This window comes from Streptomyces sp. NBC_00370 (assembly GCF_036084755.1).
In the GTDB taxonomy this organism is placed as follows: Bacteria; Actinomycetota; Actinomycetes; order Streptomycetales; family Streptomycetaceae; genus Streptomyces.
Window position 1 is genome coordinate 4,382,488 of the sequence record NZ_CP107968.1, and the last position, 24,326, is coordinate 4,406,813.

Sequence of the window (24,326 nt, forward strand, 5' to 3'; positions counted from 1 at the left end):
GCTTGAGAGGAGCTGACCGATCATGGAACTCCACGACGTCTGGTTCGTGCTGATCGCGGTCCTGTGGACCGGCTACTTCTTCCTCGAAGGGTTCGACTTCGGCATCGGGGTGCTGACCAAACTGCTCGCGCGCGGTCGCGACGAGCGGCGGGTCCTCATCAACACCATCGGACCCGTCTGGGACGGCAACGAGGTGTGGCTGCTGAGCGCGGGCGGCGCCACCTTCGCCGCGTTCCCCGACTGGTACGCCACCCTCTTCTCCGGCTTCTACCTGCCGCTGCTGCTCATCCTGGTCTGTCTGATCGTGCGCGGTGTCGCCTTCGAGTACCGGGCCAAGCGCCCGGAGGAGCGCTGGCAGCGCAACTGGGAGCACGCCATCTTCTGGACCTCCCTGCTGCCCGCCGTGCTGTGGGGTGTCGCGTTCGGCAACATCGTGCACGGCGTGAAGATCGACGCGCACATGGAGTACGTCGGCGGTCTCGGCGATCTGCTCAACCCGTACGCCCTGACCGGCGGCCTGGTCACGCTGGCGCTGTTCACCTTCCACGGCGCGGTGTTCGCCGCGCTCAAGACCGTGGGGGACATCCGGGTACGGGCCAGGAAGCTGGCCCTGGTGCTGGGAGCCGTCACGGCGGCCCTCGCCGTCGGCTTCCTGAGCTGGACCCAGGCGGCCAGCGGCGACGGCAAGAGCCTGATCGCGATGATCGTCGCCGTGGTCGCGCTCGCCGGAGCAGTCGTGGCCATCGGCGCCGGACGGGAAGGACGCTCGTTCGCCCTGTCCGGGGTGACGATCGCGGCGGTGATCGCGATGTTCTTCCTGACACTCTTCCCGAACGTCATGCCCTCGTCGCTGAACGAGCAGTGGAATCTGACGGTCACCAACGCCTCCTCCACGCCCTACACCTTGAAGATCATGACGTGGTGCGCCGGCATCTCCGCGCCGCTGGTCATGCTCTACCAGGGCTGGACGTACTGGGTCTTCCGCAAGCGGATCGGCACCCAGCACATCGCCGACGCGCACTGAGAGGGCGGTGTTTCACGTGAAACCAATCGACCCCCGACTGCTGCGCTACGCACGGGCGACCCGGTTCTTCCTGGCCGCCGTGGTGGCCCTCGGGCTGGCGGGCGCCGGACTGATCGTCGCCCAGGCGATGCTGATCGCCGAAGTGGTGATCGGCGCGTTCCAGCACGGCCTCGACGGCTCGGGACTCCGCACTCCCCTGCTGCTGCTCGGCGCTGTCGCCGTCGGACGGGCGCTGATCGGCTGGCTCACCGAACTGGCCGCCCACCGGGCGAGCGCGGCGGTCAAGTCCGAACTGCGCGGGCGGCTGCTGGCGCGGGCGGCCGAGCTGGGCCCCGGCTGGCTGAGCGGTCAGCGCACCGGCTCGCTGGTCGCGCTGGCGACCCGCGGGGTGGACGCGCTGGACGACTACTTCTCCCGCTATCTGCCGCAACTGGGGCTCGCGGTGGTCGTGCCCGTCGCCGTCCTCGCGCGCATCGTCACCGAGGACTGGCTGTCCGCCGCGATCATCGTCGTGACGCTCCCGCTGATCCCGCTGTTCATGGTGCTGATCGGACGGGCCACCCAGTCGAGGATGGACCGTCAGTGGCGGCTGCTGTCCCGGCTGTCGGGCCACTTCCTCGACGTGGTCGCCGGGCTGCCCACCCTGAAGGTCTTCGGCCGGGCCAAGGCACAGGCGGAGGCGGTCCGCCGGATCACCTCGGACTACCGGCAGGCGACCCTGCGCACCCTGCGGATCGCCTTCCTGTCGTCGTTCGCGCTGGAGCTGCTGTCGACCCTGTCCGTGGCCCTGGTCGCGGTCGACATAGGACTGCGGCTCGTCCACGGGAACCTCGATCTGTACACGGGCCTGCTGGTGCTGATCCTCGCGCCGGAGGCATATCTGCCGATCCGGCAGGTGGGCGCGCAGTACCACGCGGCGGCCGAGGGCCTGGCTGCGGCGGAGGAGATCTTCGCCGTCCTGGAGACCGAGCCGCGGCGCGGCGGTACGGGCGAGATACCCGGTGCGGTACGGCTGGAACTGGACGGTGTGACGGTCCGCCATGAAGGGCGCGGCGCGCCTTCGTTGGACGCGGCGACGCTGACGGTCGAACCGGGGGAGACGGTCGCCCTGGTCGGCCCCAGCGGCGTCGGCAAGTCCACGCTGCTCGACGTGGTGCTCGGGTTCACCGCCCCTGACAGCGGCCGGATCCGGGTGGGCGGCCGCGACCTGGCGTCCCTGGACCAGGAACGGTGGCGGGAGCGGATCGCGTGGGTGCCGCAGCGCCCGTATCTCTTCGCGGGGACGATCGCCGAGAACGTACGGCTGGCCAGGCCCGAGGCGGACGAAGCGGCGGTGGCCCGCGCGCTGCGTGACGCCGGGGCCGAGGAGTTCGTGGCCGCGCTCCCCCAGGGTGTGGACACCGTGCTCGGTGAGGACGGTGCGGGGCTCTCGGCGGGCCAGCGCCAGCGGCTCGCCCTGGCCAGGGCCTTCCTCGCCGACCGGCCGCTGCTGCTGCTCGACGAGCCGACGGCGGCGCTCGACGGCGAGACGGAGGCGGGTGTCGTCGACGCGGTACGGCGGCTGGCGGCCGGCCGGACGGTGCTGCTGGTCGTCCACCGGCCGGCGCTGCTGGCGGTCGCCGACCGGGTGGTGACGCTGGCGGCGCCGCCCGTGGACGTACCATCGCGCCCGGCGTCGGTGGCGGCTTCGCAGGCTTCGGCGCGGTCCGAGGCTTCAGGCACCGACACCGACACAGGCACGGCTCCCGGCTCGGTTTCCGTTTCTGCTCCTCCTTCTCCTTCTGCTCCTGATTCCGATGCCGCGTCGCGCGGGGCGCTTGCGCCTCTGGCCCGGGTTCGGGCGGCGGCCGGAGCGCTGCGCGGCCGGTTCGCCCTGGCGCTGCTGCTGGGCAGCCTGGCGCTCGGCTCCGCCGTCGGCCTCATGGCCGTCTCCGGATGGCTCATATCCCGCGCCTCGCAGGAACCACCCGTCCTGTATCTGATGGTGGCGGTGACGGCGACCCGCGCCTTCGGCATGGGGCGCGCGGTCTTCCGCTACGCGGAGCGCGTCGTGTCGCACGACGCGGTGCTCAGGATGCTCGCCGACCTCCGGGTCTCCGTCTACCGGCGGCTGGAGCGCATCGCTCCGGCGGGGCTGCGCGCGACGAGGCGCGGTGATCTGCTGTCCCGGCTGGTCGCCGATGTGGACGCCCTCCAGGACTACTGGCTGCGCTGGCTGCTGCCCGCGGGGACGGCCGTGGTCGTGTCGGCCGCGACCGTCGGCTTCACCGGCTGGCTGCTGCCCGAGGCGGGCGCCGTCCTGGCCGTGGGGCTGCTCGTCGCGAGCGTCGGCGTACCGCTGCTGAGCGGCGCCTGTGCCCGTGGCGCCGAGCGGCGACTCGCCCCGGCACGCGGCGCGCTGGCGACCGATGTCGCCGATCTGCTGAGGGGGACCGCCGAACTGACCGTCGCCGGCGCGCTCAAGCGCCGACTGCGCGGGGCCCGGGAGAGCGACGCCACGCTGACGGCGATCACCCGGCGGGGCGCGAGCGCCGCAGCGCTCGGCGGCGGGCTCTCCGCGCTGGCCTGCGGACTGACCGTCGTCGCCGCCGCGGTCGTCGGGGTGCAGGCGGTACGCGAAGGGCGCCTGGCCGGCGTCCAGCTCGCCGTTGTCGTCCTCACCCCGCTGGCCGCGTTCGAGGCCGTCACCGGACTGCCGCTGGCCGTCCAGTACCGCCGACGGGCCCGGCGCAGCGCCGAGCGGGTGTACGAGGTGCTGGACGCGCCCGTCCCCGTACAGGAGCCGGAGCACCCGGCCGCTGCGCCCGCCACACCGTTCCCGCTGGAGGTACGCGGGCTGGCGGCGCGGTACGCGGGTCAGGAGCGCGACGCGCTCAGCGGCTTCGACCTGACCCTGACCCCCGGCAAGCGGGTGGCCGTCGTCGGCCCTTCGGGCTCGGGTAAGACCACCCTCGCCCAGGTGCTGCTCCGGTTCCTCGACGCAGGGGAGGGCGGCTACCGGCTCGGCGGTACGGACGCCGCCACGCTCGACGGTGACGCGGTGCGCCGCTTCGTCGGCCTGTGCGCCCAGGACGCGCATCTCTTCGACAGCTCAGTGCGCGAGAACCTCAGGCTCGCCCGTACGACGGCGACCGAGGACGACCTGCGCGACGCGCTGCGCCGGGCCCGGCTGCTGGAGTGGGTCGACGCCCTGCCGTACGGCCTGGACACCCTCGTGGGCGAGCACGGCGCGCGGCTCTCCGGAGGCCAGCGCCAGCGCCTGGCGCTGGCCCGCGCGCTGCTCGCCGACTTTCCCGTACTGCTGCTGGACGAGCCCGCCGAGCATCTGGACCTGGCGACGGCCGACGCGCTGACCGCCGATCTGCTGGCGGCGACCGAGGGCCGGACGACGCTGCTCATCACCCACCGGCTGCGCGGTCTCGACAGCGTCGACGAGGTGATCGTCCTCGACGGGGGCAGGACCGTACAGCGTGGTCCCTACGAGGAGCTGGCCCTCGTCGAAGGACCGCTGCGACGGCTGCTGGCGCGCGAGCGTGCGGGAGACCTGGTGGGAGGCACGGTGGGAGACCTGGCGGGGGATCCGGTCGACATCCGACTTTCCCCAGCAAATAACACTTACTAGTCTCGACTGTATGAATCAGTCCGAATCGGCAGTCCCGGATCCGGACCGGAACCCGGACCTGGACCCGGCCGACGCCGCAGCCAACGCGGCCCGGGACCTCCAGGGCCTGTCGACCGAGGTGACCGCGCGGGTGCCGCGGCTGCTGGAGGCCATGCGCTCCATCGGTATGGGGCTGGAACTGCGGTCCACCCTCGACCGGATCTGTGAGACGGCGGCCGAGCTGGGCGACGCCCGCTACGCGGCGATCGGTGTCGTGGACGAGACGGGCGACGGGCTCGAAGAGTTCGTGACGTACGGCGTGGACGACGACGTGGCCGAGGTGATCGGCCGGCGCCCCGACGGGCACCGCGGGCTGCTCGGGGCGCTGATCCGCGATCCGTCACCGGTCAGGCTCGCCGATCTGACGGCCGACGCCCGCTTCGCCGGCTTCCCGCCGGGGCATCCGCCGATGCGCACCTTCCTCGGCGTCCCCGTCCGCGTCCAGGGCCGGATCTTCGGCAATCTCTGTCTCGCCGAGAAGCACGACGGCGAGGAGTTCAACGAGCACGATCTGCACATGCTGCGCGTCCTCGCCACCGAGGCGGGCATCGCCATCGGCAACGCCCGGCTGTACGAGGCGGCCCGGCAGCGCGAGCGGTGGATCGACGGGTCGGTCGCCGTTACCACGGCGCTGCTCTCCGGCGGTGAGGCGACCGACGCGCTGTCCGTGGTCGCCGAACAGGCCCGCAGGCTCGCCGACGCGGCCGCTGGTGTCGTCCTGCTGCCGACCGCCGAGGGCGGTCTGCAGATCGCCGCCATCAGCACCGACCTGCCGACCCCCGCCGAGCTGGGCGACATCGTCCCGCCGGAGAGCTTCGTCGTCGCGGCCATGATGAACGGCGAGTCCTTGTTCCTCGACGACGCCGCCGCCGATCCGCGGATGGTCACCAAGTACTCCGAGCCGTTCGGGCCGATGATGATCCTGCCGCTGCAGAGCGGCGGCCGGGTGCTCGGCTCGCTCATCACTCCCCGGGGGCGGGAGGCGCGCCGGTTCAGCGAGACCGAACGCATCCTCGCGACGCAGTTCGCCTCGCAGGCCGCCGTCGCGCTGATGATGGCCGAGGCGCAGCGCGACCGGGAGCGGCTGGCCGTCCTGGAGGACCGCGACCGGATCGCCCGTGATCTGCACGATCTCGTCATCCAGCGGCTGTTCGCCACCGGCATGATGCTGGAGAGCGCCCAGCGCGGCACGGTCACACCCGCCGTCCACCAGGGGATCGGCAAGGCGGTGGACGAGCTGGACGTGACCATCCAGGAGATCCGGACGGCCATCTTCGCCTTGCAGCAGGGGCCGGCCGAGGCGCCGGCCGGGCTGCGTACCCGGGTCCTGCGGGAGATCAAGATGGCGGCGGTGCCGCTGGGCTTCACCCCCGTCCACCGTTTCGTCGGCCCGGTCGACGCCACTGTCGGTGAGCTGTCGGGGAAGAACCTGATCGCGGCACTGCGCGAGGCGCTGTCCAACGCCTTCAGGCACGCGCACGCCAGCCGGATCGAGGTGACGGTCGACGCGACGGCGCGGCTGCCCGACGGCGCGCCCGCGGTCCGGCTTTCGGTCGCCGACGACGGGGTGGGCATCCCGGAGGGCGGCCGGCGCAGCGGGCTGCGCAATCTGGCGCGCAGGGCCGAGGCGCTGGGCGGATCGAGCGCGGGCGCGCCGGGCATCGGCGCCGAAGGGGCCGGTACGACGGTGGTCTGGGAGGCACCGTTGCAGGTGGCGGCCGAGTTGTGAGAGCGGCGGGCTGACCGGGCGCCCGGTCGGTTGCCCGCCCGGCCGTCAGAGGCGGGCGAGGATCCGCTCGATGACGACCGCGACACCGTCTTCGTTGTTGGTGGCGGTACGGCCGGAAGCGGCGGCCAGGACGTCGGGATGCGCGTTGCCCATCGCGAACGACGTACCGGCCCAGGTCAGCATCTCCAGGTCGTTGGGCATGTCGCCGAAGGCGACGACCTCGTCCGACGAGATACCGCGCTCGGCGCAGCAGAGGGCGAGGGTGCTCGCCTTGCTCACCCCGAGATCGCTGATCTCCAGCAGCGCGCTGGGGCTGGAGCGGGTGAAGGAGGCGCGGTCGCTCGCGGCTGTACGGGCCAGCGTGAGGAAGCCGTCGGGAGTGAGCGTGGGGTGGTAGGCGAGCAGCTTGACGACGGGCGCGCAGGAACCTTTCTCCTCCTCGTGCAGCAGCTTCTCGGCGGCGGCGACAGTGGCGCCGGGGTCCTGGTGGAAGGGCGGGTACTCGGGCTCGTAGTGGATGCCGGTCGTCAGTTCCACGGCGAAGGACGTGCCGGGAGCGGCGTCGCGCAGGATCCGTACGACGTCGAGCGCGGTCGGGCGCGGCAGCGGCCGGACCTCGACCGGTTCGCCGCCCGCGTGCAGGTCGGCGACGACGGCGCCGTTCGCGCAGATCGCGAGGCCGTGGCCGTGCACATGCGCGCTGACGACGTCCATCCAGCGGGCGGGCCGGCCGGTGACGAAGAAGACCGCGATGCCGGCCTTCTCGGCGGCGGCCAGGGCGTCGACCGTACGGGCGGAGACGGTCTTGTCGTCGCGCAGCAGGGTGCCGTCCAGATCCGTGGCGATCAGCCGGGGGCGGGCGGGGAGCGGGGAGTCGTCAGCGGAGGTCACATCCCCATTCTCACGTACGGAGCCGCACGGGCGTGCGCAGGGGCGCACATCTGAGAGCACGCGCCGTGGGGGCGTGGGGGACGCGCGCGGCCCGGCCGCTTTCGCGCGGTCGTCCCGTTGCTGTCCCGTCGCCGTCGCACCCTGGTCGCACCGTCGTCGCGCCCGAAAAATTTCCGGCCGGAATGTCAGTCCCGGGCCTTACGCTGTGTCTCACTTCACGATCGGTGAGGGGGGAACCTCGCGGTCGTCAATTCCGTATGCGAGCACGCGAGGTGCTGCCCCATGACGTCTTCCACCAGGGCCGGGACCACTGATCCCGCCGTCAACACCTTCCAGGTCGATCTGCGCGGGCTCGTGGATCTGCTCTCCCACCATCTCTACTCCAGCCCGCGTGTCTACGTCCGCGAACTCCTGCAGAACGCGGTCGACGCGGTCACGGCCCGCCGTGCCCACGACCCGGTGGCCGTCATCCGAATCCGGCTGTCGACGGCCGGCGGCCAGGTGTCCATCGAGGACACCGGCATCGGTCTGACGGCCGACGAGGTGCACACCCTGCTCGCCACGATCGGCCGCAGTTCCAAGCGCGGCGACGCGCAGGGCCTGGAGAACGCGCGCAGGGAATTCCTCGGCCAGTTCGGCATCGGCCTGCTCGCCTGCTTCGTCGTCGCCCGGCAGATCCGGGTCGTCACGCGCTCCGCCCGCACCCCCGAAGCCCCGCCCGTGGAGTGGCTGGCCACCGACGACGGCTCGTACACCGTGCGGACCCTGCCCGACGAGGCCAGGCCGGAGCCCGGCACCACGGTCTTCCTCGAACCGAGGCCCGGCGCCGAGGAGTGGACCGAGCCCGGACGCGTCGAGGAGCTCGCCCGCGACTTCGGCTCCCTCCTGCCGTACGACATCACGTTCAGCGCAGGTGACGGCATCGAGCGCACCCTCACCGACCGGCCCGCCGTCTGGGACCGCGAACACCCCACCCCCGGCGCGCGCCGCGTCGCGCTCGCCGGGCACTGCGCCCGGGTCTTCGGCTTCACACCGCTCGACACCATCGACCTGGACCTGCCGGTGGCCGGGGTGCGCGGCGTCGCGTACGTCCTGCCCGAGCCGACCAGCCCCGCGCACCGCGCCGGGCACCGCGTCTACCTCAAGGGCATGCTGCTCACCGACCACGCGGACAACCTCCTCCCCGACTGGGCGTTCTTCGTGCGCGCCGTCCTCGACACGGACACCCTGCGCCCCACCGCATCCCGCGAGAATCTGTACGACGACGAGACGCTCGCCGCCGTACGCGACGCGCTCGGCGCCCGCGTGCGCGACTGGCTCACCGAACTCGCCGCGGGCGAACCCGAGCGGCTCGCCGCCTTCCTGAGCGTGCATCACCTCGGGGTGAAGTCCCTCGCCCGGCACGACGCGGAGCTGCTCGACCTGATGCTGCCCTGGCTGCCGTTCGAGACCAGTGACGGACAGGTCAGCCTCGAAGAGTTCGCAGCCGCCCACGACGACATCCACTTCACCCGCACCGTCGAGGAGTTCCGGCAGATCGCGCCGATAGCCGCAGCGCACGGCCTGGGCGTGATCAACGCCGGGTACACGTACGACGCCGATCTGCTGGCCCTGCTGCCGGCCGTCCGGCCCGGTATCAAGGTCACGGAGCTGGACGCCGGTGCTGTGACCGACCGGCTCGACCCGGTGGACACCGGCGCCGAACTGGCCCTGGCGGGCTTCCTCGCCACCGCGCGGACCCGCCTCGACGCGCTCGGCTGCGATGTCGCGCTGCGCGCCTTCCAGCCCGTCTCCGTACCCGCGCTCTTCCTCGACGACCGGCAGGCCAGGCACGAACGGGACAGGGCGACCGCGCAGGACGGCGCCGACTCGCTGTGGAGCGACATCCTCGGCTCGCTGCGCGGCTCGGCGCCGCGCGCCCGGCTCGTCCTCAACCACAACAACCCGCTGATCCGCCGGATATCGGCGCTCCCCGACGCCGAGCTGACCGGCACGGCCGTCGAGTCGCTGTACGGCCAGGCGCTGCTGATGTCCCAGCGGCCGCTGCGCCCCGCCGACACGACCCTGCTCAACCGCGCGTTCCTCGGACTCCTGGAATGGGCGACCCACTCCGCAGCGCAGCAGGCCGACCCGGAGGATGACCAGAAGTGACGACGCTGACGCCCGCCGAGATCCAGCGGGGCCTCTTCGAGAACGACAACGCGCCCAACGGCGCCGCACGCAACGCCCGCGCGGAGGAACTGTCCGCCGCAGCCGAGCGGACCGGTGACCGCGCGCTGCTGCGCAGGTCCCTCAGCTCCCTCATCGACGCGTACGAGTACAGCTCGGAGCGTACGAAGATGCTGGTGCCCTTCGCGCGGCTCCTCCAGGAGTACGACACTGACGCGGCGGCCTTCGACGGCTACGAGACGCACCGGCTGTTCTGGCACTTCAAGTGGGTGACCAGCAACGTCGTGTCGTCCCCCGACATCCCGCTCGACGTGGTCGAGCGCTGGCTCGCCGACATGGAGCGCCGCTACCGGGTCGCCGGATTCAGCGCGCGCGCCGTGCGCAAGGCGGAGTTCTACCTGGCCGACACGGTCGGCGACGCGGCGCGGGCCGACCGCGCCATCGCGGGCTGGGCCGACACCGAGCGTGACCGGATGAGCGACTGTCTGGCCTGCGAGATCAACACCCAGGGCGGCTACTGGTCCCGCAAGGGCGAGGACGCCAAGGCGATCGAGGTCTGGCAGCCGGTGCTGTCCGGCAACGACACCTGCCTGGAGGAGCCCCACCGGGTGCTGGCCCACTCGCTGTTGCCGCTGATGCGCCTCGGCCGGCCCGCGGACGCCCGCTCCCACCATCTGCGCGGCTACCGGATGGCCCGGGGCAACGAATCGCTGCTGCGTGAGATCGGTGAGCACATCGAGTTCTGCGCGCTGACCGGCAACGAGTCCCGGGGTCTGGAGATCCTTTCCGAGCACACCGCGCACCTCGGCCCGCTCACCGACCTTGAATCGCAGCTGGAGTTCAACGGCGGAATCCTCGTCCTGCTGCGCCGCCTCACCGACCTCGGCCACGGCGACCGGCCGGCCGTGCCCTACCGGGGCACCGCCCGTACGGTGAGCGAGCTGTACGACCAGCTGTACGCGGACGCCACGGCGATCGTCGACCGGTTCGACGCCCGTAACGGCACGGCGCATATGTCGAGCAGGCTCACCGAGCGCCTGGCCCGGCAGCCGCTGGTCGACTTCCTGCCGCTGGGGGTGCGCAGCCCGGTGCTGGCCGCACCCGCCCGTACCGCCGCCGACGCCGGCCGGGGCCGCGACACCGCGACAGGGGCGGATACCGATACGGACGACATCGCCGAACTCGCCTCACGGGCCCGGTCCTTGCGGGAGCAGGGCCATCCCGGTGCGGACGCCCAGTGGGAGCGGGTCGCCGCCCGGCTGGAAGCAGCGGGCCAGACTCCCGATCCGATGCTCGCCGCCGATCTGCTGGAACACCGCGCGCTGCGCGCCGCCCGCGCCGGGGCGCAGGACGCCCGCGAGCTGTTCGCCGAGAGCCTGGCCGCACACCGGGCGATCGGGCAGGACGGCCGCGCCGCCCTCGCCGAGCTGCGGCTCGCCACGGCCGCGGCGCAGTCCGGCGCCGAGGCCGCCGAGATACGGGAGCTGCTGGCGACGGCGCTCGGCTCGGCCGAGGCCCTGGCCGACACCGACCCGAGCCGGGCACGCCGGGTGGCGGCGGCCGAGATCAACGGCATCCGTATAGAGGCATTCCTCCGGGCCGGGGAAGCGGACCATGACCACGACGGCGTGGACGGCCGACTGGAGCGGGAGCTGACCGCGTTCGTCGCGGCCAGGGAGTCGGCCGAGGGGCTGGGACACCTCGTCGCCGAGGCCGAATTGATGCTGGCCGAGTTCGCGCTGCGGAGCGGGGACGAGGAGCGCGCGGAGTCGCTGTTCGGCTCGGCGGCCGAGCGGAACATCGCGGCGGGCCAGCCCTGGGAGGCGGCGCAGCCGCTCGCCCGGCGCGCGGGGCTGCTGTTCGCCCGCGGCGGCGTGGAGGAGGCCGAGGCCGCAGCCCGCGCTGCCGTCGAGCAGAGCACGGAGCTGACCGACCCGGAGGAGCAGGCGATCGTCCGGCTCACGCTCGCCGACATCCTGGTGCGCCGGGGCGGCCGACAGGCGGAGGCGGCCGATCACGCGCTGGACGCGGCGCACTGGTTCGACCAGGCGGGCCTCGGCGCCGCCGGCGGGGCCCAGGCCCGGCTGGTGCTGGCCAAGGCGTACGCGGCGGCTGAACGTACGGCCGAGGCGGCGGAAGTCCTCCAGTCCGCGCTGCCGGACCTGCTGGGCCACGGCGAGTACCGCGGGGTCCACGCCCGCGAGACGCTGGGCGACCTGCTGGGACAGCTGCGGGACGCACGCGGTGCGGCGGAGCAGTACCTCCTCGCCGCTGACACCGCCAAGGGCTGGGACGACCCGGCCCCGCAGGCCCACTTCGCCCAGCTCGCGGCCGAGTCACTGTCGAGGGCGGGCCTGCCGGACGAGGCGCGGTCGGCGTACCGCAGAGCCCTGCAGCTGTGGCGCGAGTCGGGCGACAACCCCGTGGCCGAGGTACGGATCCTGCGCTCACTCGCCTGGCTGGCCGGATACCGGAACGAGGAGGACTTCGACGCCGCACGCGACCTGATGCACCAGGCCCTGGCCGTACTGGACGGCGCGGACGACGACCAGTCGCGCTACGAACGCGGCCAGACCTGGCACCAACTCGCCAACCTGACCATGTCCCGGATCCCCGACGACGAGTACGACGACTTCGACGACGACGATGACGACGACGACGATGACGACGACGAGCAGGACAAGCCGGAACCGGCCCCGGACGCGGTGGACGAGAAGGCCGTACGGCTGGAGGCGATACGCCTCTGGGAACAGGCCGCCGACGCCTACGCGACGCTGGGCCTCGACGCCCTGGAAGAGCGAGCGAGATGCCTGACGGGCGCCGCCTGGTCCGAACACGCCATGGGCCGGGCCGACGAAGCCACCACGCGCCTCACCACCCTGGCCGCCGAACTCCGCACTCAGGACGACACCCGGGCCCGCCGAACGGTCTCGCAACTGGAAGACACCCTGCGCCACCTGGCCTGACACCCGACTGCGTGGTGCCCCGTGGTGCCCCCGCCCCGGGGCACCACGGAGCCCGGGTCAGCCGAGCTGCGCGACGGCCTCGTTGGCGATCGCCTCGAAGACGGCTTGGTCCGCGGCGAAGTCGGAGTCGGGGATCGGCCAGTGGACCGCGATCTCGGTGATCCCGAGATCGCGGTGGTGCCCGGCGAAGTCCACGAAGGCGTCGACCGACTCCAGCGGTCGGTTGCGGTCCGGGGTGAAGCCGTGGAGCAGAATCTTGTCCAGCTCGGCGGGGTCACGTCCGATCTCCGCGCACGCGGAGCCGAGCCGGTCGATCTGGTCGCGCAGCGCGGCCCGGGACTGCTCGGGCGTGCCCTCCTCGAAGAGCTTCGGGTCGCCCGTGGTGACCCACCCCTGCCCGTACCGCGCGGCCAGCTTGAGCCCGCGCGGGCCGGTCGCCGCGACGGCGAAGGGGAGCCGGGGCCGCTGCACACAGCCGGGGATGTTCCGCGCCTCGACCGCCGAGTAGAAGTCCCCCTCCTGCGTCACCGCGCCCTCGGTGAGCAGCCGGTCGAGCAGCGGCACGAACTCGCCGAAGCGGTCGGCCCGTTCGCGCGGCGTCCACGGCTCCTGCCCCAGCGCCGTCGCGTCGAAGCCGTTGCCGCCCGCGCCGATGCCGAGGGTGATCCGGCCGCCCGCGATGTCGTCGAGCGACATCAGCTCCTTGGCGAGCGTCACGGGGTGACGGAAGTTCGGTGACGTGACGAGAGTGCCCAGCCGGAGGTGGTCGGTCGCTGTGGCGGCGGCGGTGAGCGTGGGCAGGGCCCCGAACCACGGGCCGTCACGGAAGGTGCGCCAGGAGAGGTGGTCGTAGGTGTACGCCGTGTGGAAACCGAGTTCCTCGGCGCGCTGCCACTTCGCCCGGCCTCCCTCGTGCCAGCGGTCGACGGGGAGGATCACGGTGCTCAGACGCAGACTCATGATCCGACCCTACGTCCCGCCTCCCCCCGCACCGACCAGGCCGTACGCACCCGGCCGGTTGAGGGTCAGGCCGTCGGGAAGCGCAGGTAGCGCTGCGGTACGGCGTCGGTGAGCCAGACGCCGTTCGCGCTCACGTGGAAGGTGTGGCCGTCGGTGTGCATCGTGCCCGCGTCCACCGACAGGACGACGGGGCGGCCTCGGCGGGCGCCTACGCGGGTTGCTGTCTCGCGGTCGGCGGAGAGGTGGACGTGGTGGCGGTTCATCCGGCGCAGGCCTTCGGCGCGGATCGCGGCCAGGGCGTGCGGGGCCGTGCCGTGGTAGAGGTACGGCGGTGGTTCGACCGGGGGGAGGTCCAGGTCGACGGTCACCGAGTGGCCCTGGCTGGCGCGAATCCGCTCGCCCTCGATGGTGAAGCGCTGTTTGTCGTTGACGGCGACCACATGGTCGAGTTCGGCGCGGGTGATCGGGAAGTTGTGTGCGGCCGTCGCGCGGATCAGGTCGTCGACCGCCACCCAGCCGTGGGCGTCGAGGGTGAGGCCGATCCGTTCGGGCCGGTGGCGCAGGTGTTTCGAGAGGTACTTCGACACCTTCACGGTGCGCTGTTCGTCGGGTTTTCCTGTCATCAGTTCAGCGTGCCGGTGAACCTGGTGCTTCGCCAGCCGATTTCAAGTGTTCATGATCCACAAGTTTGATCCACAGCCAACTTGGTTTATCCACAGGCTATGTGACGCTGCTGTGGATAACAGCCTTATGATTTAGTCCACTTGATCGATATGTCTTGTTTGTCGGTCTGTTGAGGTCAGCGCGTCCAACGCCCTGGCCTGGACTTCCCGTTCCGTGGCCGCAGCGACGAACGCCGCCACGTTCTCCAGGCCAACCAGTGCCTCGACGGCCCGGATTGTCCCGGCGGGCACCGCCACCGAGCGTTCCTCGACGTCCGTCGGCAGGGGGAGCCCGGCCGACAGGTGCTGTTCCAGCTGGCGGGTGGCGAACAGGCGCATCGCGCGGGCCAGTTCGGCGTCGACCGACTGCTGGGCGAGCGGGCGGAGCCGGCGTACCAGCGCTGCGGCCTCGGCCGCTTCCGCGTCCGTCGGCGGGCGGTGGCCGAGGTAGCGGGCGAAGACATGCTCGCCGGTGAACTCCAGGAATCGGGCGGCGATATGTTCGACCTGGCCGCGAAGTTCCCGCAGATGGCCGGAGATCGCGGCCAGTGGGACGCCCGCCGCGTACAACTCCACTGCCACGGTCAGCTCCTGGGGGCTCGGCACCACGAAGGTGTCGTCACGGCCCGGGACACGTTCCAGCACGCCCAGCTCCAGCGCCTCTTCGACCGCCGCGTCGTCGCGCATCGCGCCGAACCGCTCGTCCAGCTCCGTACGGGAGATCCGGGCGGCCTCCTCGTCGGTCCACGGTCCGTGCACCTCGGCGACCAGGCCGAGCACCCCGCCGAGGCCGCGTCCCGCGTCCCACGCCTCCAGCAACTCCTTGATGGACGCCAGACTGTAGCCGCGCTCCAGCAGGTCGGCGATCTGCCGGAGCCTGGCCAGATGGGTCTCGCCGTACACATTGGCCCGGCCGCGCCGCTCGGGCGTCGGCAGCAGGCCGCGGTCCTGGTACGCGCGGATCGTCCGGACGGTGGCACCGCTCGCCTGGGCCAACGCCTCGATCCGGTACTCGGCGCCGCTCACCGCTCCCCCTCCCGGGCCGCACGCGCGGCGGGCGAGGCCGCGAGATAGCCGACGGCCCTGCTCAGCGAAGCCTCCTGGGAGGGGTGGTACGAGCGGCGGAAGTAGCGGGGCAGGGCTGCTCCCAGCTCGCCCCAGGCCGGCAACAGACCCTTGGCCACAGCCGCGTTGTGGGCCCGGCGTGAGTAGCGCAGCGAGCCGGCGAGCCGCGGGTCGTGCCGGATCAGGTAGCGGGTCCCCCAGACCCACATCCACAGCAGCACGGGCGCCGTGACACACATCGTCCCCACCCTGCGGACGTAGCGCAGCGGCTCGCCGCCCCCGCAGTGCTGGTACATGTCGAAGGCCACCGCGCGGTGTTCGACCTCCTCGGCGCCGTGCCAGCGCAGCAGGTCGAGCATGACCGGGTCCGCCGCCGCGCTGTCCAGCGCTTCGGCGCGCAGCACCCAGTCGCCCAGGACGGCGGTGAACTGCTCGATCGCCGCGACGAACGCCAGCCGGTAGAGCAGCCACCTGCCGGCGGGCAGCGGGATCCGCCACGGCGGCCGGTCGCCGAGCAGGCGCTCGAAGATGAAGTCGACACGGCGGGTGAACTCCGCCGTGTCCAGCCGCTGCTCCGCCAGATGGTCCAGCACATACGCGTGCTGCACGCTGTGGGTGGCCTCCTGGCCCATGAATCCCTTGACGTCCTTGGCCAGTTCGGGATCGGTGACCAGCGGCAGGGCTTCCTTGAACACCTTGACGAACCAGCGTTCGCCCGCCGGCAGCAGCAGATGCAGCACGTTGATGACATGCGTGGCGGTGGGCTCGTCCGGTATCCAGTGCAGCGGTGTCGCATGCCAGTCGAACGAGACCCGGCGCGGCACGATCGGACGGCGTTCCTCTCCGGTCGCTGCGGCGTCCCCGCCCTCGGCGACATCCTTGCTCTCGGCGGCTCCCTCGCTCACAGCGGGGGCTCCACCCTGGCTATCGCCCGCAGTGCGCCGGGCGAGATCCGCGACAGCAGCCGGGCGACCCGGGCCTCCGGTGTCACGGGGACCACCGCCTGGTTGTGCACGACAGCGCGCAGTACGGCGTCGGCGACCTTCTCCGGCGGGTAGTTGCGCAGCCCGTAGAGCCGGGACGTCTTCTTCCTGCGCCGCTCCTGCTCCTGCTCCGAGACACCGGTGAAGCGGGCCGTGGCCGTGATGTTCGTGTTGACGAAGCCCGGACAGACGGCGGACACCCCGACGCCCCGCCCGGCCAGTTCGGCCCGCAGGCATTCGCTGAGCATCAGCACCGCCGCCTTCGACGTGCTGTACGCGGGCAGCGCACGTGACGGCTGATACGCGGCGGCCGAGGCGGTGTTGACGATATGGCCGCCCTGCCCGCGCTCGGCCATCTGCCTGCCGAAGAGCCGGCAGCCGTGGATGACCCCCCACAGATTGACGTCCAGGACCTTCCGCCAGTCGTCGGCCGTGGTGTCGAGGAACGAGCCGGAGAGACCGATCCCCGCGTTGTTGACGAGGACATCGACGATTCCGTAGTCGGCGGCGACCTTGGCCGCCAGCTTCTCCATCGCCTGCTCGTCACCGACGTCGGCCTGTTCGCTCCATGCTTCGGGGGAGCCGATCAGCCGCGCCAGCTCCGCCGTCCTGGCCGCGCCCTCGCCGTTCACGTCGACCGCGATCACCCGGGCACCGGACTCGGCGAACCCCAGCGCCGTGGCCCGGCCGATCCCGCTGGCCGCGCCCGTGACCAGGACGAGCTGCCCGCCGAACCGCTCCGCGTACCGCCCGCTCGCCGGCGTGACAGCCGCGGCGGCGCCGCCCGGTCCGCTCCCTGCGCCGTCCTCCGCGTAGCGGTCGGCGAAGTCGGCTATCCAGATGGCGAGTTGATCGGGGCGGGTACGCGGCACCCAGTGCTTGACCGGGACCGTACGACGCGTGAGCCGCGGCGCCCACTCGGCGAGGTCGTCGTAGAGCCGCTCCGACAGGAAGGCGTCCTCCGTCGGCACGATCAGCTGGACCGGCGCGTGCGCGTACGCGTTCGTACGGGGCCTGCGCAACCGGGCGCGCACATTGTCCCGGTAGAGCCACGCGCCGTGCGCCGCGTCCTCGGGCAGCGACGCCGTCGGATAGGGGGCGCCGGGGCCGTCCGGCACGTTCTCCACCTTGCGGAGGATCGCGGGCCACCGTCTGCCCAGCGGTCCGCGCCAGGCCAGCTCGGGCAGCCGGGGCGTGTGCAGCAGGTAGATGTACCAGGACTTGGCGCCCTGACCGACCAACTGCCCGACCGCGCGCGGTGTCGGCCGCGCGGCCCGCTTCTTGATCCAGAGCCCCAGGTGGTCGAGGGAGGGCCCCGAAAGCGACGTGAACGAGGCGATCCTGCCTTCCGTCCGCGCGACCGTGACGAACTCCCACGCCTGCACCGAACCCCAGTCGTGGCCGACCAGATGCACCGGCCGGTCCGGGCTCACCGCTTCGGCCACCGCCAGGAAGTCGTCCGTCAGCTTCTCCAGCGTGAAGCCGCCGCGCAGCGGCTCGGGCGCCGTCGAGCCGCCGTGGCCCCGCACGTCGTACAGGACGACATGGAACCGGTCGGCGAGCCGGGCGGCGACCTGCGACCAGACCTCCTTGCTGTCCGGATAGCCGTGCACCAGCAGCACCGTCGGATCCGCCGGATCACCCAGCTCGGCGACACTCAACTCGACACCGCCGGTGCGCACCCGGCGCTCCCGGCGCTCACTGAACTCGCCCATGCGGTCGTCTCCCAACCCCGAGAAGCCGGCAGCCGCGTGAACCGTGAACCTGCCACCCGGCCACGTGAACCTGCCACTGATGAATGTGACAATGCCCGGCGGCTACGTCAAGACCAGGCCCTGGCCTGTGGATAACCCACGGCACCCCGACCTGGACCCTCGACCTCTTTACGTAGCCCTTACGGGTTCGTACATCTCCAGGGGGACGCCGATACAGCCGTCAGGTCTGACGACCGGTGTGGCCCGCGCCACTACGGTCGAACCGTGACTGTGATCCTGACAGAAGGCTTGAGCAAAAAGTTTCCACGGGTAACCGCGCTTGACCGGCTATCCCTGGACATCGGACCCGGCGTGACCGGTCTGGTGGGTGCCAACGGAGCCGGCAAGTCCACCATGATCAAGATCCTGCTGGGTCTGTCCCCCGCCACGGAAGGCCGGGCCGAGGTGCTCGGCCTCGACGTCGCCACCAAGGGCGCCGCCATCCGCGAGCGCGTCGGGTACATGCCCGAGCACGACTGTCTGCCGCCGGACGTCTCGGCCACCGAGTTCGTCGTCCATATGGCACGCATGTCCGGACTACCGCCGTCGGCGGCCCGCGAACGCACGGCGGACACGCTGCGCCACGTCGGTCTTTACGAGGAGCGCTACCGCCCCATCGGCGGCTACTCCACCGGCATGAAGCAGCGCGTCAAGCTCGCCCAGGCGCTGGTCCACGACCCGCAGCTGGTCCTGCTCGACGAGCCGACCAACGGGCTCGACCCCGTCGGCCGCGACGAGATGCTCGGCCTCATCCGCCGCGTCTACTCCGACTTCGGCATCTCCGTCCTGGTCACCTCGCACCTCCTGGGCGAACTCGAACGCACCTGTGACCACGTCGTCGTCATCGACGGCGGCACGCTGCTGCGCTCCAGCTCCACCAGCGACTTCACACAAATGACCACGACCATCGCCGTCGAGGTCACCGACACGGACACCCACCCGGACGGCACGGCGACGCTGCGCGAATCCCTCACGGCCGCCGGCGTCACGCTCCTCGCGAGCACCGAGGAAGGGCTCCCCGGCGCCGGCCACATCCTGCTGATCGAGGCCGTCGGCACGGAGACGAACGACATCGTCCGCGACACCGTCGCCGGGCTCGGCCTCGGACTCGTCCGGATGGAACAGCGGCGTCACCACATCGCCGAGGTGTTCCGCCAGGCCGAGGCGTCGCCCGCCGAGACGGCACCGGCCGAGACACAGCCGGCCACCACCACGGCGGCCACCGATCCGACATACGCACTGCAGAAGGGAGGCGTCAGCGATGAGCACTGACACGACTCAGATCCACAACATCGGCTACCGCAACTACGACGGACCCCGGCTCGGCCGTACCTACGCCAGGCGCTCCCTGTTCACGCAGTCCCTGCGCGGCGCGTACGGACTCGGCCGCTCGGCGAAGTCCAAGGTCCTGCCGATGATCCTGTTCGGCGTGATGTGCCTGCCCGCGGGCATCATCGTCGCCGTCGCCGTCGCGACCAACGCGAAGAGCCTGCCCCTCGACTACACCCGCTACGCCATCGTCACCCAGGCCGTCATCGGTCTCTTCCTCGCCGCACAGGCGCCGCAGACCGTCTCACGCGACCTGCGCTTCAAGACGGTGCCGCTCTACTTCTCCCGCCCCATCGAGCGTGTCGACTACGTCCTCGCCAAGTTCGGCGCGATGGCGTCGGCGCTCTTCGTACTGACCGCGGCGCCGCTGGTCGTCCTCTACGTCGGCGCGCTGCTGGCGAAGCTGGACTTCGCCGACCAGACCAAGGGATTCGGGCAGGGAATCGTGTCGGTGGCGATGCTGTCCCTGCTCTTCGGCGGACTCGGCCTCGTCATGGCGGCCCTCACCCCGCGCCGCGGCTTCGGCGTCGCCGCCGTGATCGCCACGCTGACCATCACGTACGGCGCCGTCTCCACGGTGCAGGCGATCGCCTGGTCCACGGACTCCGGCTCCGTCGTCAAGTGGATCGGCCTGTTCTCCCCCATCACCCTCATCGACGGCCTGCAGACCGCCTTCCTCGGCGCCACCTCCGCCTTCCCCGGCGAGGCAGGCCCCTCGGCCGGCGTCGGCATCGTCTATCTGCTGGTCATCCTCGGCCTGATCGCCGGCTCGTACGCCGTCCTGATGCGCCGCTACCGGAAGGTCGGGCTGTGACCACCCTCAACATCGACCACACGTCCCGCTGGTTCGGCAACGTGGTCGCCGTCAACGACGTCACCATGACCATCGGCCCCGGTGTCACCGGACTCCTCGGCCCCAACGGCGCCGGCAAGTCCACGCTCATCAACATGATGGCCGGCTTCCTCGCCCCGTCCACCGGCACCGTCACCATCGACGGCGAGAAGATCTGGCGCAACGAGTCCGCGTACAAGCAGATCGGCATCGTGCCCGAGCGGGAGGGGATGTACGACTTCCTCACCGGCCTCGAATTCGTCGTCGCCAACGCCGAACTGCACGGGCTGGGCGGGCGCGAGGCGCAGGCTGCGCTCGCCACCGTCGAGATGGAGTACGCCCAGGACCGCAAGATCGCGACGTACAGCAAGGGCATGCGCCAGCGCGTGAAGATGGCGTCGGCGCTGGTCCACGACCCGTCCGTGCTGCTGCTCGACGAGCCGTTCAACGGTATGGACCCGCGCCAGCGGATGCAGCTCATGGAGCTGCTGCGGCGCATGGGCGCCACGGGCCGTACGGTGCTGTTCTCCTCCCATATCCTGGAGGAGGTCGAGCAACTCGCCTCGCACATCGAGGTGATCGTGGCAGGCCGGCATGCCGCCAGCGGTGATTTCCGCCGTATCCGCAGGCTGATGACCGATCGCCCGCACCGCTATCTCGTACGGTCCAGCGACGACCGCGCGCTCGCCGCCGCGCTCATCGCCGATCCGTCCACGGCCGGCATCGAGGTCGATCTCACCGAAGGCGCGCTGCGTATCCAGGCGGTCGACTTCGGCCGCTTCACGGAGCTGCTGCCGAAGGTCGCCGTCGAACACTCCATCAGCCTGCTCACGGTCTCGCCGTCCGACGAGTCCCTCGAGTCGGTCTTCTCCTACCTCGTAGCGGCCTGAGCGGCCTGAAAGGAGCTGAGACAGTCCATGTACAACCCCACTGTCGCCCGGCTCACCTACCGGGCTCTGCTCGGCAGGCGCCGGGCCGCCATTCTCTTCGTCCTGCCGGCCCTGCTGATCGTCATCAGCGCGGCCGTCCGCGCCCTGAACGGCGCCGACGACCAGATCGCCTCGGACGTGCTGGGCGGCTTCGCCATCGCCACGATGGTGCCGCTGATCGGCGTGATCGCCGGTACGGGAGCGATCGGGCCCGAGATCGACGACGGCTCGATCGTCTATCTGCTGGCCAAGCCGGTGAAACGGCCGACGATCATCTTCACCAAACTGATCGTCGCGATCGGCGTGACGATGGCCTTCTCGGCCATCCCGACGTTCATCGCCGGCTACATCCTCAACGGCAACGGCCAGCAGATCGCCGTCGCCTACACCGTCGCCGCGCTGGTCGCCTCGATCGCCTACAGCGCGCTGTTCCTGCTGCTGGGGACGGTCAGCCGGCACGCGGTGGTCCTCGGCCTCGTCTACGCGCTGGTCTGGGAGACCCTGTTCGGCAGTCTGGTCTCCGGAGCCCGCACCCTCAGCGTCCAGCAGTGGTCGCTCGCCCTCGCCGAGAAGATCGGCGGCGGCGGCATCGTCACCTCGGACGTGGGGCTGCCGGTGGCCGTGGTGCTGCTGGTGGTCGTGACGGGCGTCGCGACCTGGTACGCCGGCCAGAAGCTGCGCACGCTGACCCTCGCGGGCGATGAGTGAGCGGACCACTGACGGAGCCCCGCCGCCACCGCGAATAATCGGTGGCGGCGAACTCCGCCTTCGGGCACCGTAGGTACGGACAGGCCGTGACAGGCCGGCCGAGGCCACATCAGAGACCGGGACGGGAGCGCGGCGATGACCAGTACGCAGAGTCCGTCGAGTTCCCAGCAGGGCAGCGCCACGCAGGCACCGGAGTAGCCACCGACCGCTCCGGGTGCCGCAGGCACTGTCCGGGGGCGGCCGCTTCGAGCGCGCATCCGCGCGGGCCGCCCCTCCCGGAGGATTGGCCGAGTGGTAAGGCAGCGGCTTGCGGGGTCTGTCCGGTGGATCAGGGTCGGACAGGCCGCGGCGTCTGGCGCGGTGCATCGCAAGGCGCCGGAACGTTTCGATAGCGGAGCTATCGGGGCGTTTCGGTAACGCCGCGAGGTGCCGTGTCAGACGTCGGGGGCCCGGCCATGATCCACCGGACAGACCCCGAGCCGTCGTCGGGGCGTGAACCCCGCGCGCGTTCGATCCGCGCATCCTCCGCCGCCGAACATCGAGACACGGGGGCAGGTTCAGCCCTGGAGCAGCTTCTCCAGCACCACGGCGATGCCGTCCTCGTCGTTCGACGCCGTGACCTCGTCCGCCACGGCCTTCAGCTCCTCGTGCGCGTTCGCCATCGCCACGCCGTACCGCGCCCAGCCGAACATCGGGATGTCGTTCGGCATGTCACCGAAGGCGATCGTCTCCGCCGCCGTCACACCCAGCCGCCGTGCGGCCAGCGACAGGCCCGTCGCCTTCGTGAGGCCGAGCGGCAGTACCTCCACGACGCCCGCGCCTGCCATCACCACGTTCACCAGGCCGCCGACCGCCGCACGCGCGGCCAGGGCCAGCGCGTCGTCGTCCAGCTCCGGGTGCTGGATGTAGACCTTGTTGATCGGGGCCGCCAGCAGCTCCTCGGGGTCCTCCGACCGCAACGAGGCCAGCGGGCCGTCCTGCACGCGGTAGCCGGGGCCGAACAGTACGTCGCCGTCTAGGCCGTCCCTGCTCACGGCGAGCGCCAGCGGACCGGTCTCGGCCTCGATCTTGGACAGGGCGAGCGCGGCCAGCTGCCGGTCCAGGGTGACCGAGGTCAGCAGCCGGTGCTCGCCCGCGTGGTAGACCTGCGCGCCCTGGGCGCACACGGCCAGGCCGTCGTAACCGAGGTCGTCCAGCACATGGCGCGTCCACGGCACGGCGCGTCCGGTGACGATGATGTGCGCGGCGCCCGCCGCCGTGGCGGCGGCGAGCGCGTCGCGCGTACGGGCCGAGACCGTGCCGTCCTCGCGCAGCAGCGTGCCGTCGAGGTCGGTCGCGACAAGCCGGTACGGGAACGGCGCGGGGGTGGTGCTCACTTGGCGATCGGCTCCAGAAACTCGCGGCCGCCCAGGTACGGGCGGAGCACCTCGGGCACCCACACGGAACCGTCGGCCTGCTGGTGGTTCTCCAGGAGCGCCACGATCGTGCGCGGTACGGCGCACAGCGTGCCGTTCAGCGTCGCCAGCGGCTTGACCTGCTTGCCCTCCCGCATCCGCACGGAGAGCCTGCGGGCCTGGAACCCGTCGCAGTTGGACGCCGACGTCAGCTCGCGGTACTTGCCCTGGGTCGGGATCCACGCCTCACAGTCGAACTTGCGCGAGGCGGAGGCGCCGAGGTCGCCCGAAGCGACGTCGATCACCTGGAAGGGCAGCCCGAGCCCCGACAGCCACTGCTTCTCCCACTCCAGCAGCCTGCGGTGCTCCGACTCGGCCTCGGCCGGGTCGACGTACGTGAACATCTCGACCTTGTCGAACTGGTGGACCCGGAAGATGCCCCGGGTGTCCTTGCCGTACGTACCCGCCTCGCGGCGGAAGCACGGCGAGAAGCCCGCGTAGCGCAGCGGGAGCTTGTCGGCCTCGATGATCTCGTCCATGTGGTACGCGGCGAGGGGCACCTCCGACGTACCGACCAGGTAGAAGTCGTCCTTCTCCAGGTGGTACACGTCCTCGGCGGCCTGGCCGAGGAAGCCCGTGCCCTCCATGGCGCGCGGGCGGACCAGCGCCGGGGTGAGCATCGGGGTGAAGCCGGCCTCGCCGGCCTGCGCGATCGCCGCGTTGACGAGGGCGAGCTCCAGCAGCGCGCCGACCCCCGTCAGGTAGTAGAAGCGCGAGCCGGACACCTTCGCGCCGCGCTCCACGTCGATGGCGCCCAGCGCCTCGCCCAGCTCCAGATGGTCCTTGGGCTCGAAGCCCTCTTCGCCGAAGTCGCGGATCGTGCCGTGCGTCTCCAGGACGACGAAGTCCTCCTCGCCGCCTACCGGGACGTCGCTGTGCACCACGTTGCCCAGCTGGAGGAGCAGCCGCCGTGCGTCCTCGTCCGCCTCGTGCTGCTCGGCGTCGGCGGCCTTGACGGCTGTCTTGAGCTGCTCGGCCTTCCTGAGCAGCTCGGCCTTCTCGTCGGGCGAGGCTTTCGGGATCAGCTTGCCGAGCGATTTCTGCTCGGAGCGCAGCTCGTCGAAGCGCAGGCCGGAGGACCGGCGCCGCTCGTCGGCGGAGAGCAGGGCGTCGACGAGGCCGACGTCCTCTCCACGGGCACGCTGGGAGGCGCGCACACGGTCGGGGTCCTCACGGAGCAGGCGAAGGTCAATCACCCCACCAGGCTACC

General features: G+C 71.5%; 17 protein-coding genes. 9 read left to right on the plus strand and 8 right to left on the minus strand.

The window, feature by feature from the left end; genetic code table 11:
- The first annotated feature begins 22 nt into the window (after positions 1-22).
- Genes cydB through OHS57_RS19530 form a run of 3 tightly spaced genes read left to right on the plus strand, consistent with a single transcriptional unit; the run spans position 23 to position 6,414 of the window.
- Positions 23-1,024 (plus strand): cytochrome d ubiquinol oxidase subunit II, encoded by a 1,002-nt coding sequence (cydB, locus tag OHS57_RS19520; protein WP_041987275.1) that lies wholly within the window; start codon positions 23-25, stop codon positions 1,022-1,024.
- A 16-nt stretch (positions 1,025-1,040) separates the two neighbouring features.
- Positions 1,041-4,646 carry a thiol reductant ABC exporter subunit CydD gene (cydD, locus tag OHS57_RS19525; protein WP_328582820.1) on the plus strand — a complete coding sequence of 1,202 codons (3,606 nt, stop codon included), beginning with the start codon at positions 1,041-1,043 and terminating at the stop codon, positions 4,644-4,646.
- 10 nt (positions 4,647-4,656) lie between these two features.
- Positions 4,657-6,414, plus strand: a complete 1,758-nt coding sequence (locus OHS57_RS19530) for a GAF domain-containing sensor histidine kinase (protein WP_328582821.1) — start codon at positions 4,657-4,659, stop codon at positions 6,412-6,414.
- Positions 6,415-6,459: 45 nt separating this feature from the next.
- Here OHS57_RS19530 and OHS57_RS19535 read toward each other — a convergent pair whose 3' ends face one another.
- A complete protein-coding gene (locus tag OHS57_RS19535; RefSeq protein ID WP_328582822.1) occupies positions 6,460-7,305 on the minus strand; it encodes a Cof-type HAD-IIB family hydrolase in 846 nt (281 codons plus the stop codon).
- Positions 7,306-7,587: 282 nt separating this feature from the next.
- On the opposite strand from OHS57_RS19535, the gene OHS57_RS19540 reads away from it, so the two are divergent.
- Complete coding sequence (locus tag OHS57_RS19540) at positions 7,588-9,456, plus strand: HSP90 family protein (RefSeq protein WP_328582823.1); 1,869 nt, start codon at positions 7,588-7,590, stop codon at positions 9,454-9,456.
- On the plus strand, positions 9,453-12,440 hold the full coding sequence (locus tag OHS57_RS19545; RefSeq protein WP_328582824.1) for a tetratricopeptide repeat protein: 2,988 nt from the start codon (positions 9,453-9,455) through the stop codon (positions 12,438-12,440). Before OHS57_RS19540 ends, OHS57_RS19545 begins: the two co-directional genes overlap by 4 nt.
- 57 nt (positions 12,441-12,497) lie before the next feature.
- On the opposite strand, the gene OHS57_RS19550 is transcribed toward OHS57_RS19545, so the two are convergent.
- The 5 genes from OHS57_RS19550 to OHS57_RS19570 form a co-directional block, all read right to left on the minus strand.
- A complete protein-coding gene (locus tag OHS57_RS19550; protein ID WP_328582825.1) occupies positions 12,498-13,400 on the minus strand; it encodes an LLM class flavin-dependent oxidoreductase in 903 nt (300 codons plus the stop codon).
- 65 nt (positions 13,401-13,465) lie between these two features.
- A complete protein-coding gene (locus OHS57_RS19555; protein ID WP_328582826.1) occupies positions 13,466-14,023 on the minus strand; it encodes an RNA 2'-phosphotransferase in 558 nt (185 codons plus the stop codon).
- Between the two features lie 132 nt (positions 14,024-14,155).
- Positions 14,156-15,088 carry a MerR family transcriptional regulator gene (locus tag OHS57_RS19560; RefSeq protein ID WP_328582827.1) on the minus strand — a complete coding sequence of 311 codons (933 nt, stop codon included), beginning with the start codon at positions 15,086-15,088 and terminating at the stop codon, positions 14,156-14,158.
- On the minus strand, positions 15,085-15,954 hold the full coding sequence (locus OHS57_RS19565; RefSeq protein WP_328585110.1) for a metal-dependent hydrolase: 870 nt from the start codon (positions 15,952-15,954) through the stop codon (positions 15,085-15,087). The genes OHS57_RS19560 and OHS57_RS19565 overlap by 4 nt, the downstream gene beginning before the upstream one ends.
- A gap of 74 nt (positions 15,955-16,028) precedes the next feature.
- Complete coding sequence (locus tag OHS57_RS19570; protein ID WP_328582828.1) at positions 16,029-17,825, minus strand: SDR family oxidoreductase; 1,797 nt, start codon at positions 17,823-17,825, stop codon at positions 16,029-16,031.
- Between the two features lie 270 nt (positions 17,826-18,095).
- On the opposite strand from OHS57_RS19570, the gene OHS57_RS19575 reads away from it, so the two are divergent.
- Genes OHS57_RS19575 through OHS57_RS19590 form a run of 4 tightly spaced genes read left to right on the plus strand, consistent with a single transcriptional unit; the run spans position 18,096 to position 21,662 of the window.
- Positions 18,096-19,136 carry an ABC transporter ATP-binding protein gene (locus OHS57_RS19575; RefSeq protein ID WP_041987253.1) on the plus strand — a complete coding sequence of 347 codons (1,041 nt, stop codon included), beginning with the start codon at positions 18,096-18,098 and terminating at the stop codon, positions 19,134-19,136.
- Positions 19,126-20,007 carry an ABC transporter permease subunit gene (locus OHS57_RS19580; protein WP_041987252.1) on the plus strand — a complete coding sequence of 294 codons (882 nt, stop codon included), beginning with the start codon at positions 19,126-19,128 and terminating at the stop codon, positions 20,005-20,007. Before OHS57_RS19575 ends, OHS57_RS19580 begins: the two co-directional genes overlap by 11 nt.
- A complete protein-coding gene (locus tag OHS57_RS19585) occupies positions 20,004-20,915 on the plus strand; it encodes an ABC transporter ATP-binding protein (RefSeq protein WP_041987250.1) in 912 nt (303 codons plus the stop codon). The genes OHS57_RS19580 and OHS57_RS19585 overlap by 4 nt, the downstream gene beginning before the upstream one ends.
- A gap of 27 nt (positions 20,916-20,942) precedes the next feature.
- A complete protein-coding gene (locus OHS57_RS19590) occupies positions 20,943-21,662 on the plus strand; it encodes an ABC transporter permease (protein WP_041987247.1) in 720 nt (239 codons plus the stop codon).
- Between the two features lie 557 nt (positions 21,663-22,219).
- On the opposite strand, the gene OHS57_RS19595 is transcribed toward OHS57_RS19590, so the two are convergent.
- Together OHS57_RS19595 and serS are read right to left on the minus strand one after the other, a co-directional pair.
- Positions 22,220-23,038: an HAD family hydrolase gene (locus OHS57_RS19595; RefSeq protein ID WP_328582829.1), complete on the minus strand. Its 819-nt coding sequence runs from the start codon at positions 23,036-23,038 to the stop codon at positions 22,220-22,222.
- Entirely contained in the window at positions 23,035-24,312 is a 1,278-nt protein-coding gene (serS, locus tag OHS57_RS19600; RefSeq protein WP_041987241.1) for a serine--tRNA ligase, read from the minus strand. The genes OHS57_RS19595 and serS overlap by 4 nt, the downstream gene beginning before the upstream one ends.
- Between the last annotated feature and the right edge of the window lie 14 nt (positions 24,313-24,326).

Coding starts and splice junctions, on each gene's coding strand:
- cydB (WP_041987275.1), top strand. CDS start 23: ATGGAACTCCACGACGTCTGGTTCGTGCTGATCGCGGTCCTGTGGACC.
- OHS57_RS19530 (WP_328582821.1), top strand. CDS start 4,657: ATGAATCAGTCCGAATCGGCAGTCCCGGATCCGGACCGGAACCCGGAC.
- OHS57_RS19540 (WP_328582823.1), top strand. CDS start 7,588: ATGACGTCTTCCACCAGGGCCGGGACCACTGATCCCGCCGTCAACACC.
- OHS57_RS19550 (WP_328582825.1), bottom strand. CDS start 13,400: ATGAGTCTGCGTCTGAGCACCGTGATCCTCCCCGTCGACCGCTGGCAC.
- OHS57_RS19555 (WP_328582826.1), bottom strand. CDS start 14,023: ATGACAGGAAAACCCGACGAACAGCGCACCGTGAAGGTGTCGAAGTAC.
- OHS57_RS19570 (WP_328582828.1), bottom strand. CDS start 17,825: ATGGGCGAGTTCAGTGAGCGCCGGGAGCGCCGGGTGCGCACCGGCGGT.
- OHS57_RS19580 (WP_041987252.1), top strand. CDS start 19,126: ATGAGCACTGACACGACTCAGATCCACAACATCGGCTACCGCAACTAC.
- OHS57_RS19590 (WP_041987247.1), top strand. CDS start 20,943: ATGTACAACCCCACTGTCGCCCGGCTCACCTACCGGGCTCTGCTCGGC.